We start from the raw sequence: 15,297 nt of genomic DNA on the forward strand, positions 1-15,297 counted from the left end.
AGGGGGCGCCGCCGACGGGATCGTCGCTGGGTCAGCGCTCGACGATGGCGAGCACGTCGCGAGCCGAAAGCACGAGGTACTCGTCGGCGCCGAACTTCACCTCGGTGCCGCCGTACTTGGAGTACAGCACCTTGTCGCCGACGGCGACGTCGATCGGAACGCGGTTGCCGTTGTCGTCGATGCGACCGGGACCCACTGCCACGACCTCGCCCTCCTGGGGCTTCTCCTTGGCGGTGTCAGGGATGACGAGACCGCTCGCGGTCGTCGTCTCTGCCTCGACCTGCTTGATGACGATGCGGTCCTCGAGCGGCTTGATGGAAACCGACACGGTTGCCTCTTTCTTGTCAGACTCTGGGGCGCGTCCGGACGGGCCGGACGCCAGAGCAAGCCTAGGCGGTCGGCTGGCACTCGGTCAACATGAGTGCCAGCGATCCGGCGGCCGAGCGCCCTCGCGGGCGGCGCGGCGCCGCGCCGGTGCTTGGATGGAGCGATGGACGCCGAGGAGCTGCGACTGCTGCTGTCGAAGGACGGCCTCGCGCTGCTCGAGCGCACGGAGGCACAGCTCGACGACCGCTCGGACGTCGTCCGCGAGGTGTCGCGGCTGCGCGCCGACGGCCACGCGCCGGCGCTCGTCGCCGCGGTGCTGTCGCAGGCGCGGCTGCGTCGCCGGGCGCGGGCGAAGTTCGGCGAGTTCGCCGCCGGGATGCTCTTCACGGAGGCCGGGCTCGAGCAGGCGACGCGGCTCCGCGTCGCCGCGCACCACGCCGGCAGGATGCGCCGCGCGGGCATCGTCTCGGTCGCCGACCTCGGCTGCGGGATCGGCGCGGACGCGCTCGCCTTCGCGACGCTCGGCCTCGAGGTCACCGCCGTCGAGCGCGACGAGGCGACCGCCGCGATCGCCGCGTTCAACCTCGCCGCGTGGCACGCGACCGTGCTCCACGGCGACGCGCTCGAGACGCCGGTCGACGCCGAGGCGCTGTGGTTCGACCCCGCCCGTCGCGACGGCGCACGCCGGCTCAACGACCCCGCGGACTGGTCGCCGGCCCTCGACGCCGTCTTCGCCCGCGCCGCCGCGCAGCCGACCGGCGTCAAGCTCGCGCCCGGCATCGATCGCGCCCTGCTGCCGGCGGATGCCGAGCACCAGTGGGTCACGGACGGCCTGGAGACGGTCGAGGCGGTCGTGTGGACCGGGGCGCTCGCGCGCCCCGGCGTCGCCCGCAGCGCGCTCGTGCTGAGCGACGACGGCGCGGAGGAGCTGACCGGCGAGGCGAGCCATCCGGAGCCGGGCGAGCTCGGCGAGTGGCTCTACGAACCCGCCGGCGCGGTGATCCGCGCGGAGCTGATCGGCGCGCTCGCCGACCGCCTCGGCGCCACCGGGGTGAGCGACGGCATCGCCTACCTCTCGGCCGACCGCCACGTCGAGACGCCGCTCGCACAGGCGTTCCGCGTGCGCGAGACGCTCCCCCTCGACGAGCGGCGCATCGCGCAGCGGCTGCGCGAGCTCGGCATCGGCGAGCTCGAGATCAAGAAGCGGGGCGCCGACGTCGACCCGGCCGCGCTGCGCAAGCGGCTCAAGCTCAAGGGCGACGGCCGCGCGACGCTCATCGCGACGCGCGTCGGCGGGCGGCACCGGGCGATCCTGGCCGATCGCCCATGACGCCCATCACACCCGTGACCCCCTGAGCACGACAGAGCCCGCGACCGTTCGGCCGCGGGCTCCGTCGTGCGTGGGCTGCTACATCTGCCCGATCGCGATGAGGTACGGGATCCAGCTCACGAGCAGGATCACGATCACGACGATCGAGATCACGGTCGCGACGACGCCCGCGAGCGCCGCGATGAGCGGCCACGGCTTCGCCTCGGGGTTCTTCTTCATGGCGACGAAGCCGAGGATCGCGCCGACGATGCCGCCGAGCAGGCCGATGCCGCTCATGAAGGCACCGATGAGGCTGAGGCCCGACACGATGAGCGCGGCGATCGTGATGCCCTTGAGCTTCTTCTGGCCCGGCTGGGCGAAGCCCTGCTGGCCGTAGCCGGCGGCGGGGTCGCTGTAGCCGGTCTGCTGCCCGTAGGCGGGCTGCTGGCCGTACGGCTGCTGGCTGTAGCCCTGCTCGGAGGGCGCCGACGGCTGGGCGTAGGACTGCCCGTAGGCGGGCTGCTGGCCGTAGCCCTGCTCGGCCGGCTGCTGGCCGTAGGACGGCTGCTGGCCGTAGCCCTGGTCGGGCGTCGAGGCCTGGCCGTAGGACGGCTGCTGGCCCTGCTGCTGGCCGTAGGCGGGAGCGCTCGAGCCGAAGCCCTGCGCGTCCTGCGACGGCGCCTGGCCGTACGACGGCGCCTGGCCGTAGCTCGGGGCCTGACCGTAGGACGGGGCCGACTGGCCGGCGTCGGGTGCCTGGCCGAACGACGGCGACGGCTGGGCCTGCTGGCCGAAGTCGGCGGCGGGCTGGGCGCTGTCGGCGGAGTCGCCGGCGGCACCCTCCTGGTCGGGTCGACGGAATCGGCCGTCGGCCGGTGGGAACTGGTCGCTCACGGGATCCTCCTTGCGATGCGCGACTGCGCGAGCACCACCGTACCCTGGTCAGGCGCGAGGAATCCTAGATTCCGCCCGGCGATCCGCGCCCCTCGAGGCGCGATCAGGACCGACCCGGCGGTCGGCGCCGCGTCAGAGGCCAGAGGTGGGCAGCTGCTCCACGATCGTGACGATCATCGCGATGCCCGCGACCGTCGCGGCGATGAGCCCCACGAGCGTGACGGCCCCGAGCACGATCGACCAGATCGCGAGCAGCCGGCCGTCGTCGCCCGTGCGCCGGATCTGCGCGAGCGCGATGGCGCCGAGCACGATCGCGGCGATGCTGCCGAGGCCGAGGAAGATCGTCGTCCCAGCCGCAGCGGCGATGATGGCGAGGACCGCGAGCAGGTTGGTCCTGGGTCCGGGATGCGTCGGCGCCGACCACGCCTGCTGCGGGACCGGGGGCCAGGCCGCGGGCTGCTGCGGCGGCGTGCCCCAGCCCTGCTGCTGCCATGCGGTCGCGCTCATGCTGTGCCCCCTCGACGGATCCCGGCTCCCGATCCTGCCAGGCCGGCCTGTGCATCCGCCGCACCCAGCGAGGCGCAGGACTCGCCGCGGGGCGTCAGCGCACCTGCACCGTGCTCGCCTCGAGCGTCGACTCGGCCGCGAAGCCCGCCGAGCTCGGGGCGTCCCCGCGCGCGACGAGCATCGCGCCCACCGCGGCGATCATGGCGCCGTTGTCGGTGCAGAGGTCGAGCGGCGGGATGCGCAGCGCGACGCCGGCCTGGGCGGCCCGCTCCGCGGCGACCTCGCGCAGCCGGCGGTTCGCGACGACGCCACCGCCCAGGAGCAGGCGCGGGATGCCGTGCTCGGCGCACGCGTCGAGCGCCTTCGAGACCAGCACGTCGACGACGGCCTCGCGGAAGCTCGCCGCGACGTCGGCGACCGGGAGCGGCTCGCCCGCTGCCTCGGCGCGCTCGACGTGCCGGGCGACGGCGGTCTTGAGCCCCGAGAACGAGAAGTCCCACCGGTGCCGGTCGCGGTCCTTTGGCGCGGTGAGCCCGCGCGGGAAGCGGATCGCCTCGGCGTCCCCGTCGACGGCGGCCCCGTCGATCGAGGGGCCGCCCGGGTAGGCGAGGCCGAGCAGCCGCGCGGTCTTGTCGAACGCCTCCCCCGCGGCGTCGTCGATCGTCTCCCCCAGCAGCTCGACGTCGCCGGCGAGGTCGCGCACGAGCAGCAGCGACGTGTGGCCGCCGGAGACGAGCAGGGCGATCGTCGGCAGCTCGAGCGGCTCGCCGGAGAGCACGTCGGCGGCGACGTGCCCGACGAGGTGGTTGACGCCGTACAGCGGCAGCTCGCGCGCCGTCGCGAGTCCCTTCGCGGCGCCGATCCCGACCATGAGCGCACCCGCGAGCCCGGGGCCCGCGGTCACCGCGACGGCGTCGATGTCGTCGAGCGTCATCGACGCGTCCGCGAGCGCCGCGCGGATGGTCGGCTCCATCGCCTCGAGGTGCGCGCGGGCGGCGATCTCGGGCACGACGCCGCCGAAGCGCGCGTGCAGGTCCATCGACGACGCGATGCGGTTCGCGAGCAGCTCGGTGCCGCGCACGATGCCGACACCGGTCTCGTCGCAGCTCGTCTCGATGCCGAGCACGACCGGCCCGCTCACGATCGCGTCCGCTTCATCACCACGGCATCCACGTCCTCCGGCTGGTAGTAGCGCGGTCGCACCCCGATCTCGACGAAGCCGGCGGAGGCGTAGAGGCCGCGGGCCACGTCGTTGTCGGCGCGCACCTCGAGGAACAGCTCGCGCACGCCGCGCCGCTCGGCCTCGACGAGCAGCTCGGTGAGCAGCGCCCGGCCGATGCCGCGGCCGCGCGCGTCGTCGGCGACCGCGATCGTCTGCACGTCGCCCTCGACGCCCACGGCGCGCAGGCCCGCGTAGCCGAGCGCGCGTCCCTCGTCGTCGACGGCGAGGATGTAGCGGCCCCACTCGCTCGCGATCTCGGCCTGCATCGTCGCGGGCTCCCAGGCGCTCGCCGGGAAGGCGGCGCGCTCGAGCGCCATGATCGCGTCGAGGTCGGCCTCGCCGGCGGTGCGGATCCGGACGCCGGCGACGGGCTGCGCGCCGCTCACTGGCTCACCCGCTTCGGACCGGCCGACGGCACCGCATCGGCGTCGCGGAGGTAGAGCGCCTCGGGCACCTCGAGGGCGCCGCGCGCCGCCGCCCGGGCGAGCATGGCGGCGTCGACGGCGTCGGCATCGATCCTCGGCACGAGCGCGTGCTCGCCGGCTGGCGCCGGCACGGCGTCGGCCGGCGCCAGGTGCGGGCCGTCAGCGACGAGCCCGTCGACGACCACGCTCCACGCGCGCTCGCGGCGCCGCACATCCGTCGTCACCTGCGCCGTGCCCTCGGTGATGCCCGCGTGGCTCGCGATGCCGCGGCATGGCACGCCGAGGCCGAGCGCGGCGGCGCGCGCCGCGGCGATGCCGACGCGGAGCCCCGTGAAGGCGCCCGGGCCCATGCCGGCGACGACGAGCGCGATGCGGTCGCGTCGGCCGTCGAGCGCGCGCTCGAGCATGCCGCCGAGGTGCTCGGCGTGCCGGCGCGTGTCGGCCGCCTGCTCGCGGAACACGACGTCGTCGCCGTCGACGACGGCCACCGACGTGCCGAGGGAGGTGTCGATCGCGAGGATCACGCTGCGCTCCCGTCTGCCGTCGAGGTGGCTCTGGTCGAGGTGGCTGCGGCCGGGGCGGCCGAGGCGGATGCTGCGCCGCGCGCGAGCGAGCGGATGCGGGCGGCATCCCAATCCTGCCCGTGCCCGCGCAGGCGCACGAATCGGGGCTCGTGGTCGTCGGCGTCGTCGCCGTCCGCGTCGTCGTCGGCGGCGCCGCGGGCGAGCTCGACGCGCAGCCACGAGTCGAGCGCGTGCTCGAGCGGCGCGCCCCACTCGGCCACGGTGATGGCGCCGTCGAGGTCGAGGTCGAGGTCGTCGAGCTGCGCCTCGTCGCCGGCGCCGCCCTCCTGCAGGCGATAGGCGTCGACGTGCTGCAGGTCGGGACCTGCGTCGGTGCGGTGGGTGCGTGCGATGACGAACGTGGGGCTCTGCACCGTGCCGTGGGCGCCGAGCGCGCGGCCGATGCCGCGCGTGAGCGTCGTCTTGCCCGCGCCGAGCGGCCCGATGAGCAGCACGGCGTCGCCGGCGCGCAGCGCGCGGCCGATCCGCTCCCCCAGCGCCTCCATCGCGTCGGCGTCGGGCACGACGCCCGCGACCTCGAGCGCGACGCGCGGGCCGATCATGCCGGTCAGCTCTGGCGCGGCCGCGAGCTCGAGCGCGACGGGATCGCCGACCTCCGCGCGCTGGTCGCCGATGTCGAGCACGACCTGGTCCATCGCGACGCGGCCGCGGATGGGGTGCGCGACGCCGCCGAGCTCGACCGGCCTGCCGGCAGCGGTGCGCGTGACGCCATCGGCGTAGCCGGCGCCGACGAGCGCGAGCGTCGTCTCGGCCGCCGTGACGTGCTCGCCGCCGTACGAGACGCCGAGCCCGGGCTCGACGCGCTTGACGCCGATGACCTCCGCGAGCAGCCGTCGCGGCTCGCCCTCGAGGTCGAGCTCGAGCACCCGGCGCGGGGCGAGCGCCGGCCCCGCCGCGACGACGCCCGCACCCCGGGCCGCACCGCCCATCCGGGTCACGACCTCGTAGCCGATCGTGCCGGCGGCGGCGGCCCAGGCGTCGGCGCTCGGCTCACCGCGCGCCGGGTCGCCCCAGAGCACGCCGTCGCCGTCGAGCGCCGGCTCGATGCGCAGCTCGCCCGCGCCGACCGCGACGACGCGCGCCGCCTGCCCCTTGACCACGACCGGGGCGCCGAGCGCAGGCAGCAGCCCGTCGTCGAGCCCGACGGGGGCGGAGCCGCCGACGAAAGCCGCGCGGACGCGCATCGCGGGCACGAGCCCGAGCACCGCGGCCCCGGCGCCGTCGCCCGCGGCGGGCCCGAGCGGGTCGATGCCGTAGGCGGCCATGCCGATGCGCACCATGTCGAAGCGCGCCTCCGGGATGCCGAGGGCGCCCGCGGAGTTCGCGAGGTGCCGCACCTCGAGGCCGAGCGGGGCAGCGGCGTCGAGCGCCGCCTCGAAGTCGCGCAGCTGGGCGAGGTCGGCCTCGGCGCTCGTGCCGGCGAGGTGCGACATCGCGCCCCGGATGCGCGCGCCGCCGTCGGCGAGGACGATCGCCCGGCGGATGGCGTCGGCGCGGTCGCCGCGCGCGATGCCGTTGCGGCCGAGGCCCGTGTCGAGCTTCAGGTGGATCGTCGCGCCCGCGGCGGCGGCGGCCTCGAGCTGCGCGATCGAGCTGACGGCCACCTCGATGCCGTGCCGCGCGGCGATCCGGAAGTCGACGCCCGGGCCGTGGAGCCACGCGAGCACCGGCGACTCGATGCCGGCGTCGCGGAGCGCGAGCGCCTCGGCGAGGTCGACGACGCCGAGCATGGCCGCGCCGCCGTCGAGCATCGCCCGCGCCGCCACAACCGCCCCGTGCCCGTAGCCCGCCGCCTTCACGACGCCGCAGACGGGCACGCCGACGCGCGCCGCGAGCGTGCGGACGTTCGCCGCGATCGCGGCGCCATCGACCTCGACGAGCATCAGGACTCCGCGATGACCGTCGCGGTCGCGATGCCGGCGTCGTGGCTCATCGAGACGTGCAGGCGCGCGACGCCGATCGCCGCGGCACGCTCGGCCGCGGTGCCGCGCAGCTCGAGCGACGGCTCGCCGCCCGGCCCCTGCACGACGACGAGGTCGATCCAGCGCATGCCCGCGTTCGCGCCGAGGGCCTTCAGGGCGGCCTCCTTCGCCGCGAAGCGCGCGGCGAGCGAGTGCGGGGCGCGCTCCCGGCCGTCGACGACGAGCTCGTCGGGCGCGAAGAGCCGCTCCTTGAGCCGTGGCGTGCGGGTGACGGCGCGCTCGAAGCGGGCGAGGTCGACGATGTCGACGCCCAGCCCGACGATCACGAGCCGACCCCGTGCATCCTCAGCCGATCCGGCTCACTCGACCGTGACCGACTTGGCGAGGTTGCGCGGCTGGTCGACGTCGAGCCCCTTCGCGGTGGCGAGCTCGAGGGCGAAGACGTGCAGCGGCACGACCTGCAGCACCGGCTCGAGCATCGGGAGGGTGAGCGGCACGCGCAGCACGACGTCGGCGTACGGCAGCACGGCCGCGTCGCCGGCCTCGGCGACCGCGATGACGCGAGCGCCGCGAGCGCGGATCTCCTGGATGTTCGACACGATCTTCGAGTGCAGCAGCGGCTCGTTGCGCGGGCTGGGCACGACGACGAAGACGACCTGCCCCGGCTCGATGAGGGCGATCGGGCCGTGCTTCAGCTCGCCGCCGGCGAAGCCCTCCGCGTGGATGTAGCTGATCTCCTTGAGCTTGAGCGCACCCTCGAGCGCCACCGGGTAGCCGACGTGGCGGCCCAGGAACAGCACCGAGCGGGTGTCGCTCATCCAGTGCGCGAGCTCGTGCACCGAGCCCTGGTCGGCGAGCACCTGGCGCAGCTCGTCGGGCAGCTCGCGCATCTCGGCGACGACCTCGGCGATCGCCTCGTCGGTCATCGTGCCGCGCACCTTCGCGAGGTGCAGGCCGAAGAGCAGCTGGCCGATGACCTGCGCGAGGAAGGCCTTCGTCGACGCGACAGCGACCTCTGGGCCGGCGTGCGTGTAGAGCACCGCCTCCGACTCCCGCGGGATGGTGGCGCCCTGCGTGTTGCAGATCGAGAGCGTGCGGGCGCCGCGCGACGCCGCGTGCTGGACCGCCATCTTCGTGTCCATGGTCTCGCCCGACTGCGAGATCGAGATGACGAGCGTGCGCTCGTCGAGGAACGGGTCGCGGTAGCGGAACTCGTGCGCGAGGTCGACCTCGACCGGGATGCGCGCCCACGTCTCGATCGCGTACTTGCCGACCAGGCCGGAGTAGGCCGCGGTGCCGCACGCGACGATGACGATGCGGTCGATGCCGCGCAGCACCTCGGCGTCGAGCACGCCGAGCTCGCCGAGGTCGACGCCGTGGTCGGTGAGGCGGCCGCGCATGGTGTTCTCGACGGCCTCGGGGCCCTCCGAGACCTCCTTGGCCATGAACGACGACCAGCCGCCCTTGTCGGCGGCCGACGCATCCCAGTCGACGTCGAAGCGCTTGGCCTCCGACGGGTTGCCCTCGAAGTCGATGACGGTCGCGCTGTCGTCGGTGATGGTGACGATCTGGTCGTTGTCGAGCGCCGCGGCGTGCGGCGTGAACTTCACGAACGCGCTCACGTCGCTGCCGAGGAAGTGCTCGCCCTCGCCGTAGCCGACGAGCAGCGGGGAGTTGTGCGAGGCGCCGACGACGACGCCCGGCTGCTCGGCGTGCATCGCGAGCAGCGTGAACTGCCCCTCGAGCCGCCCGACGGTGCGCTGCATCGCCGCGGTGAGGTCGCCGGTGTCGCGGTAGGCGCGGCCCAGCAGCTTCGCCGCGGCCTCGGTGTCGGTCTCGCTCGAGAAGGTCTCGCCCGCGGCCTCGAGCTCGGCGCGCAGCGCGGCGAAGTTCTCGATGATGCCGTTGTGGATGAGCGAGAGCCTGCCCTCGTCGCCGAGGTGCGGGTGGGCGTTCTCGTCGGTCGGGCCGCCGTGGGTGGCCCAGCGCGTGTGGCCGATGCCGGTCGTCGAGGCGGGCAGCGGCGCGTCCTCGAGGCTCGAGCGCAGCACGGCGAGCTTGCCGCCCTTCTTGCGCAGCGCGATCCCGTCGCCGTCGATCACCGACACGCCTGCGCTGTCGTAGCCGCGGTACTCCAGCCGGCTCAGGCCCTCGAGGAGCACCTCGACCGTGCCGCGATCACCGGTGTAGCCCACGATTCCGCACATGGACCCGATCCTAGCGGCGGTAGGCTCGCCACCGATGTCGCACCCGATCCAGTCGCCGTTCGTCGAGATCGAGCGTGCCGATTGGGCACGCCTCGCGCCCCGCATGCCGAACCCCCTCACCGAGGAGGAGGTGCGACGGCTCCGGGGCACCGGCGACCGGCTCGAGCTGCGCGAGGTCGCCGAGGTCTACCTGCCGCTCTCGCGGCTCGTCAGCCTCTACCAGGAGTCGGCCTCGCGGCTCCACCGGGAGACGACCTCCTTCCTCGGCGCGACGGCCCAGCCCACCCCCTTCGTCATCGGCGTGGCCGGCTCGGTCGCGGTCGGCAAGTCGACCACCGCGCGCCTGCTCAAGGAGCTGCTGCGGCGCTGGGAGGGCTCGCCCAAGGTCGACCTGCTGACGACCGACGGCTTCCTGCACCCGAACCGGGTGCTCGAGGAGCGCGGCCTCATGCAGCGGAAGGGCTTCCCGGAGTCGTACGACCGGCGGGCGCTGCTCGGCTTCGTCTCGCGCGTGAAGTCGGGCGAGGCCGAGGTGCGGGCGCCCGTCTACTCGCACCTCACCTACGACATCGTGCCGGGCGAGGAGGTCGTGGTGCGCCGCCCCGACATCCTCATCGTCGAGGGGCTCAACGTGCTGCAGCCGCCGCCCTCCGGCTCGCACCTCGCGGTCTCGGACCTGTTCGACTTCTCGATCTTCGTGGACGCGCGCACGAGCGCGATCCGCGAGTGGTACGTCGACCGCTTCTTCGCGCTCAAGGCAAGCGCCTTCCAGGACCCGCAGTCGTACTTCCACCGGTTCGCCGACATGTCGGACGCGAAGGCGCGCGCCTACTCGCAGGACGTCTGGGACTCCATCAACGGCCCGAACCTCGTCGAGCACATCCTGCCGACGCGGCCACGCGCCGACCTCGTGCTGCGGAAGGCCGACGACCACACGATCCGGAGCGTGCTCCTCCGCAAGGTCTGAGTCGCCGCCTCCCGTCCCCGAGTGGTCACTCCCGCACCTGACTGGTCACTCCGGCACCTGACTGGTCACCCCCCGACCTGACTGGGCACTCTGGGATGTGAGTGGTCACTCCCGCACCTGAGTGGTCACTCCCGGATGTGAGTGGTCACTCCCGCGCGCGAGTGGTCACTCCGGGAGGTGAGTGGTCACTCCCCCGCGTGAGTGGCGCCTCCCGAGTTCGAGACGATCGGCCGGGATGCCGTGACACACCCACCGGGAGCATCACTCACCCACCGCACCGGTCCACCCACTTCCCGGATGGGTTCCGGCGGTCCACACATCCGAGACCGGCGGGTGCACGTGCCATTCACCCACCGGAGCGACCACTCACCCACCGGAGTGACCGCTCACCCACCGGAGTGACCGCTCACCCACCGGAGTGACCACTCACATGCAGGAGTGACCACTCACAAGCAGGAGTGACCACTCAGATGCGGGGAGTGACCACTCAGGCTGCCGCTACGGGCTCGGGATCCCCTCGACGATCGCCGGGGACCTCGAGGCGCGCGGCCGGTCGATCTGCCCGAGCTTCACGAGCACGACGCCGGCGATGATCGCGGCGGCGCCGACCCACTGCATGCCGCTCGGCAGCAGCGCGAGCAGCAGCGCGGTCCAGAGGATGCCGAACATGGGCTCGGCGTAGCCGACGAAGCTCGCGAGCGTCGCGCCCAGGCGGCGGGCGCCGAGGATGCCGAGCGTGTACGCGGCCGCGGTCGCCACCAGGATCAGCAGCGCCACCGCGACCCACATCGGCACGGTGCTGCCGGCGAGCTCGACGGGGCCGGTCGTGGCGACGAAGGGCAGCAGCCCGGTGGCGGAGGCGATGCCGAGCACGATCGCGCCCACCGCGAGCCCGAGGCCCGCGAGCGCGATCGGCGGCAGCTCGGAGTCGGCCTTCGACGCGGCCGCCCAGTAGGCCGCGTTGCCGACCGCGGCGCCGAGCGCGAGCAGCACCCCGACCGGGTGCAGGGCCGTGCCGCCGACGCCCGAGACGAGCGCGAGCCCGACGAGTGCGACGAGCGCTCCCACGATGGTGAGCAGCGCCGGCGCGCGCCGGGTCGCGAGCCACGTCACGGCGACGAGCAGCACCGGTCCGAGGAACTCGATGAGCAGGGCGAGCGCGGGCGAGATGTAGGCGACCGCGCTGAAGAAGGCGAGCTGGCAGAGCGCGACGGCGAGCAGGCCGAGCACGAGCACCTCGCGCCACGAGCGCAGCACCGCGCCCCAGCGACCGCGCAGCAGCCACAGGGTGGGCGCGAGCAGCACGAGCGCGCCGCCCGCGATGCGCACGAGCGTCACCGCGCCGGAGCTCCACCCGGCCTCGAGCAGCGAGGCGGCGAGGATGCCGGAGACGCCGAAGGTGGCGGCGCTCGTGAGCGCGAACGCGAGTCCCAGTGGACGTCGAGGATGCATGGGCCGCTCGCAGGGGTTCCGGGGCTACGATCGTGCTCACCAGGGCGGGCACCGGTCACGGCCGTCGGCCCTGACAGTCGTGAGCCTAACCGAGGGAACACCCGTGTCGATGCCGTACCCCCGCGAGCTCGTGCGGTCGCTCGAGTTCATCGCCGAGGTCTGCAACCGGCGCCGCGACGGACAGCTGCGGACCGCTGCGAGCCTGCGCGAGGTGTGCCTCGAGTGGGGCGTCCCCGGCGTGAGCCGGCTGAGCAGCGCGGATGCGGCGGCGACGTGGGCGTACGTGCCCACCGTCGAGCGCCTGTGGGACGGCGGCCGCGACGAGGTCGCCGCGCTCGTCAACCGCGTCTTCCGCGACACCGGCGCTCGCCCGCAGCTCGTGCGCCACGACGACTACGACTGGCACCTGCACGGGCTGCCGCCCGGCGCGCCGATCGCCGACTCGCTCGTCGTCAACGCCGCGATGGCGATCGTCGACCTCGTCCGCGCCGACGACATGGCGCGCTGCAAGCGCTGCGGCGACGACCGCTGCGACCGCATGTTCCTCGACCAGTCGCGCAACCGCTCGCGCCGGTTCTGCTCGACCACCTGCCAGTCGCGCACCAACGTGGCGGCGTTCCGGGCGAGGCACGCGTAGCGCGATTGCCAGGTATCGGCGTCCAGCGGAGCCGTGCCATCCTTGTCGACCATGGCGACCACCACGACTGACGGGCCGGCTTCCGGGACGAAGCTCAAGCGCGGCATCACGACGCTGCTCCTCTTCTTCTTCATCGTCGGCGACACCCTCGGGGCCGGCATATACACGCTCGTCGGCAGGATGGCGGGTGACGTCGGCGGCGCGATCTGGATACCGCTCATCCTCGCCCTCGTGCTCGCCCTGCTGACCGCGGGCACCTACGCGGAGCTCATCACGAAGTACCCGCACGCGGGCGGCGCCGCGCGCTTCGCGGAGCGCGCCTTCGACAAGCCGTACGTGACCTTCCTCATCGGCTTCCTCATGCTCTCGTCGGGCATCACGACGTCGGCGGCGCTCGCCAACGCGTTCGCGGGCGACTACCTGCAGGCGCTCGTCCCGGGCATCTCGCCGATCCCGGTCACGCTCGTCTTCATCGCGCTGCTCGTGCTCGTCAACATCCGGGGCGTGCGCGAGTCGCTCATGGCCAACGTCGGGGCGACGCTCATCGAGATGACCGGTCTCATCATCATCATCGCGGTCGCCGCGATCGTGTTCGGCTCCGGCAACGGCGACCCGTCGCGCCTCACCACCTTCGCGGAGGGCGTGCCGCCGCTCACCGGCGCGTTCGCCGCCACGATCACCGCCTTCTTCTCGTTCCTCGGCTTCGAGGCCGCGGCGAACATGGCCGAGGAGGTCAAGGACCCGAGCCGGTCGTACCCGCGCGCGCTCTTCGGCGCGATCCTCACGGCCGCCGTCGTCTACCTGCTCATCGCGGTCGGCGCCGCGATCGTCGTGCCGATCGACCAGCTCGCGACCTCCGAGGGCCCGCTGCTCGAGGTCATCGACGCCTCCGGCCTGGCGTTCCCGCCGTGGCTCTTCGCGATCATCGCGCTCGTCGCGATCGGCAACGGCGCGCTGCTGTTCATGGTGATGGCCTCGCGCGCCACCTACGGCCTCGCCGAGGCGAAGCTGCTGCCGAGGGCCTTCGGCGCCGTGCTCTCCGGCCGCCGCACCCCGTGGGTCGCGATCGTCGTGGTCGGTGCCGTGACGATGGCGATGTCGTTCATCGGCGACGTCGGCACGCTCGCCGACACGACCGTGCTGCTGCTCGTGCTCGTCTTCATCTCGGCGAACGTCTCGGTGCTCGTGCTCAAGAAGGACAAGGTCGCGCACAAGCACTTCACCGCCCCGCGCATCGTCTCGGTGGTCGCGCTCATCGCCTCGATCGCCCTGCTAACGCAGCAGAGCCTGCAGACGTGGCTCATCGCGGGCGCCTACGTCGTCGTCGGCACGATCCTGTTCCTCATCGCCCGCGCCGCCCGCCGCCGCGAGCACCGCCTGGGCACCGCCGAGCCGACCCGCTCCATCCCGCTCGAGTGACGATCGAGGCGGAGGTCCGCTCGGACCTCCGCCTCGATCGGGGTCCGTCGTGGACCGCCGGAGCCGTGCTGGCTAGGCGCTGACGCTCAGCTCGGCCCGCACGAGGGCCGCGAGCTCCTCGGCGATCGTCTGCGCGATGTGCCGCTCCTGCGCCTCGACCATCACGCGCACCATCTTCTCGGTGCCGGAGGGGCGCAGCAGCACGCGGCCGTCGGAGCCGAGCTCGGCCTCCGCCCTCGCGACCGCGTCGGCGATGGGGCGGTTGCCGCGCAGGCCCAGCCGGTCGACGCCGGAGACGTTGACGAGCACCTGCGGGTAGACGGTCATCACCGCGGCGAGCTCTGCGAGCGTCCGCCCGGTCCGCACCATCTCGGCCGCGATCTGCAGGCCGGTGAGGATGCCGTCGCCCGTCGTCGCGTGGTCGGAGAAGATGATGTGCCCGGACTGCTCGCCGCCGAGCGAGAGCCCGTACTCGCCGAGCGCCTCGAGCACGTAGCGGTCGCCGACGGCGGTCTGCACGAGCGCGATGTCGTGCTCGTCCATCGCGACCTTGAGGCCGAGGTTCGACATCACCGTCGCGACGAGCGTGTCCTGCACGAGCAGGCCGCGGCGCTGCTGCGAGACCGCGAGCAGGGCCATGATCTGGTCGCCGTCGACGACACCGCCGTCGGCGTCGATCGCGAGGCAGCGGTCGGCGTCGCCGTCGTGGGCGATGCCGAAGTCGGCGCCCGACGAGCGCACGAGGGCGCGCAGCTGCTCGAGGTGCGTCGAGCCGACCTCGCGGTTGATGTTGATGCCGTCCGGGTCGTTGCCCATGACGGTGACCGTCGCCCCGGCATCCGCGAACGCGCGCGGGCTGACGCCGGCGGCCGCGCCGTGGGCGCAGTCGAGCGCGACGTGCAGGCCGCGAAGGCTCACGTCGAGCGTGCCGAGCAGGTGCACGAGGTAGCGGTCCTCGGCGTCCGAGAAGCGGCGCACCGTGCCGACCTCCGCGCCGATGGGGCGCAGCGGGGTGTCGGTCAGTGCGCGCTCGATCTCGTCCTCGACCGCGTCGGGCAGCTTGCGGCCGCCGCTCGCGAAGAACTTGATGCCGTTGTCGGGCGCCGCGTTGTGCGACGCCGACACCATCACGCCGAAGTCGGCGCGGATGTCGGCCACGAGGTAGGCCGCGGCGGGCGTCGGGATGACGCCGGCGTCCAGCACGTCGACGCCGCTGGACGCGAGTCCCGCCGCGACGGCCGCGGCGATGAACTCGCCGGAGATGCGGGGATCGCGCGCCACGACGGCGACAGGGCGCCGCCCCTCCTGCCGGGCTGTTCGCCCGAGCACGAGTGCGGCGCCCTGTGCCAGCGCCAGCGCCGATTCAGCCGTGATGTCGAGGCCTGCGAGGCCCCGTACTCCATCCGTGCCGAAGAGGCGCGACAT

General features: G+C 73.7%; 15 protein-coding genes. 4 read left to right on the plus strand and 11 right to left on the minus strand.

Annotated features, from left to right (window positions below; genetic code table 11):
* Nucleotides 1-31: 31 nt before the first annotated feature.
* Nucleotides 32-328 carry a co-chaperone GroES gene (gene groES / locus ABIB37_RS02630; RefSeq protein WP_123697098.1) on the minus strand — a complete coding sequence of 99 codons (297 nt, stop codon included), beginning with the start codon at nt 326-328 and terminating at the stop codon, nt 32-34.
* 162 nt (nt 329-490) lie between these two features.
* On the opposite strand from groES, the gene ABIB37_RS02635 reads away from it, so the two are divergent.
* Complete coding sequence (locus ABIB37_RS02635) at nt 491-1,657, plus strand: class I SAM-dependent methyltransferase (protein WP_354256381.1); 1,167 nt, start codon at nt 491-493, stop codon at nt 1,655-1,657.
* Between the two features lie 78 nt (nt 1,658-1,735).
* Here the strand turns inward: ABIB37_RS02635 and ABIB37_RS02640 are convergent, their stop codons facing one another.
* The 8 genes from ABIB37_RS02640 to glmS all read right to left on the minus strand — a co-directional run bounded on the left by ABIB37_RS02640 (nt 1,736) and on the right by glmS (nt 9,397).
* Nucleotides 1,736-2,530 carry a hypothetical protein gene (locus tag ABIB37_RS02640; RefSeq protein ID WP_354256384.1) on the minus strand — a complete coding sequence of 265 codons (795 nt, stop codon included), beginning with the start codon at nt 2,528-2,530 and terminating at the stop codon, nt 1,736-1,738.
* A gap of 132 nt (nt 2,531-2,662) precedes the next feature.
* Nucleotides 2,663-3,037 (minus strand): DUF4190 domain-containing protein, encoded by a 375-nt coding sequence (locus ABIB37_RS02645; RefSeq protein ID WP_354256387.1) that lies wholly within the window; start codon nt 3,035-3,037, stop codon nt 2,663-2,665.
* A gap of 94 nt (nt 3,038-3,131) precedes the next feature.
* Entirely contained in the window at nt 3,132-4,181 is a 1,050-nt protein-coding gene (gene tsaD, locus ABIB37_RS02650; protein WP_354261505.1) for a tRNA (adenosine(37)-N6)-threonylcarbamoyltransferase complex transferase subunit TsaD, read from the minus strand.
* Nucleotides 4,175-4,645: a ribosomal protein S18-alanine N-acetyltransferase gene (rimI, locus tag ABIB37_RS02655; protein WP_354256390.1), complete on the minus strand. Its 471-nt coding sequence runs from the start codon at nt 4,643-4,645 to the stop codon at nt 4,175-4,177. The genes tsaD and rimI overlap by 7 nt, the downstream gene beginning before the upstream one ends.
* Nucleotides 4,642-5,208, minus strand: coding sequence for a tRNA (adenosine(37)-N6)-threonylcarbamoyltransferase complex dimerization subunit type 1 TsaB (gene tsaB, locus ABIB37_RS02660; RefSeq protein ID WP_354256393.1), 567 nt, complete (start codon nt 5,206-5,208; stop codon nt 4,642-4,644). The genes rimI and tsaB overlap by 4 nt, the downstream gene beginning before the upstream one ends.
* Nucleotides 5,205-7,151: a tRNA (adenosine(37)-N6)-threonylcarbamoyltransferase complex ATPase subunit type 1 TsaE gene (gene tsaE, locus ABIB37_RS02665; RefSeq protein ID WP_354256396.1), complete on the minus strand. Its 1,947-nt coding sequence runs from the start codon at nt 7,149-7,151 to the stop codon at nt 5,205-5,207. The genes tsaB and tsaE overlap by 4 nt, the downstream gene beginning before the upstream one ends.
* Nucleotides 7,151-7,516, minus strand: coding sequence for a holo-ACP synthase (locus tag ABIB37_RS02670; RefSeq protein ID WP_354256399.1), 366 nt, complete (start codon nt 7,514-7,516; stop codon nt 7,151-7,153). The genes tsaE and ABIB37_RS02670 overlap by 1 nt, the downstream gene beginning before the upstream one ends.
* A 33-nt stretch (nt 7,517-7,549) precedes the next feature.
* A complete protein-coding gene (gene glmS / locus ABIB37_RS02675) occupies nt 7,550-9,397 on the minus strand; it encodes a glutamine--fructose-6-phosphate transaminase (isomerizing) (protein ID WP_354256402.1) in 1,848 nt (615 codons plus the stop codon).
* Nucleotides 9,398-9,431: 34 nt separating this feature from the next.
* On the opposite strand from glmS, the gene coaA reads away from it, so the two are divergent.
* On the plus strand, nt 9,432-10,364 hold the full coding sequence (gene coaA / locus ABIB37_RS02680) for a type I pantothenate kinase (RefSeq protein WP_245989795.1): 933 nt from the start codon (nt 9,432-9,434) through the stop codon (nt 10,362-10,364).
* Between the two features lie 498 nt (nt 10,365-10,862).
* Here the strand turns inward: coaA and ABIB37_RS02685 are convergent, their stop codons facing one another.
* On the minus strand, nt 10,863-11,816 hold the full coding sequence (locus tag ABIB37_RS02685; RefSeq protein ID WP_123697090.1) for an EamA family transporter: 954 nt from the start codon (nt 11,814-11,816) through the stop codon (nt 10,863-10,865).
* A gap of 109 nt (nt 11,817-11,925) precedes the next feature.
* Between ABIB37_RS02685 and ABIB37_RS02690 the strand changes: the two genes are divergently transcribed.
* Entirely contained in the window at nt 11,926-12,453 is a 528-nt protein-coding gene (locus ABIB37_RS02690) for a CGNR zinc finger domain-containing protein (protein ID WP_354261507.1), read from the plus strand.
* Nucleotides 12,454-12,504: 51 nt separating this feature from the next.
* Nucleotides 12,505-13,872, plus strand: coding sequence for an APC family permease (locus ABIB37_RS02695; RefSeq protein ID WP_354256406.1), 1,368 nt, complete (start codon nt 12,505-12,507; stop codon nt 13,870-13,872).
* A gap of 72 nt (nt 13,873-13,944) precedes the next feature.
* On the opposite strand, the gene glmM is transcribed toward ABIB37_RS02695, so the two are convergent.
* Nucleotides 13,945-15,297, minus strand: coding sequence for a phosphoglucosamine mutase (gene glmM / locus ABIB37_RS02700; RefSeq protein WP_354256409.1), 1,353 nt, complete (start codon nt 15,295-15,297; stop codon nt 13,945-13,947).

It is taken from the genome of Agrococcus sp. UYP10 (genome assembly GCF_040547205.1).
GTDB classification, from domain to species: domain Bacteria; phylum Actinomycetota; class Actinomycetes; order Actinomycetales; family Microbacteriaceae; genus Agrococcus; species Agrococcus jenensis.

Excerpts from the sequence above, each read along its gene's own strand:
- glmS (WP_354256402.1), bottom strand. The coding sequence starts at position 9,397 with ATGTGCGGAATCGTGGGCTACACCGGTGATCGCGGCACGGTCGAGGTG.
- ABIB37_RS02685 (WP_123697090.1), bottom strand. The coding sequence starts at position 11,816 with ATGCATCCTCGACGTCCACTGGGACTCGCGTTCGCGCTCACGAGCGCC.
- ABIB37_RS02695 (WP_354256406.1), top strand. The coding sequence starts at position 12,505 with ATGGCGACCACCACGACTGACGGGCCGGCTTCCGGGACGAAGCTCAAG.
- ABIB37_RS02690 (WP_354261507.1), top strand. The coding sequence starts at position 11,926 with ATGCCGTACCCCCGCGAGCTCGTGCGGTCGCTCGAGTTCATCGCCGAG.
- ABIB37_RS02635 (WP_354256381.1), top strand. The coding sequence starts at position 491 with ATGGACGCCGAGGAGCTGCGACTGCTGCTGTCGAAGGACGGCCTCGCG.
- tsaE (WP_354256396.1), bottom strand. The coding sequence starts at position 7,151 with ATGCTCGTCGAGGTCGATGGCGCCGCGATCGCGGCGAACGTCCGCACG.
- ABIB37_RS02645 (WP_354256387.1), bottom strand. The coding sequence starts at position 3,037 with ATGAGCGCGACCGCATGGCAGCAGCAGGGCTGGGGCACGCCGCCGCAG.
- glmM (WP_354256409.1), bottom strand. The coding sequence starts at position 15,297 with ATGTCGCGCCTCTTCGGCACGGATGGAGTACGGGGCCTCGCAGGCCTC.
- coaA (WP_245989795.1), top strand. The coding sequence starts at position 9,432 with ATGTCGCACCCGATCCAGTCGCCGTTCGTCGAGATCGAGCGTGCCGAT.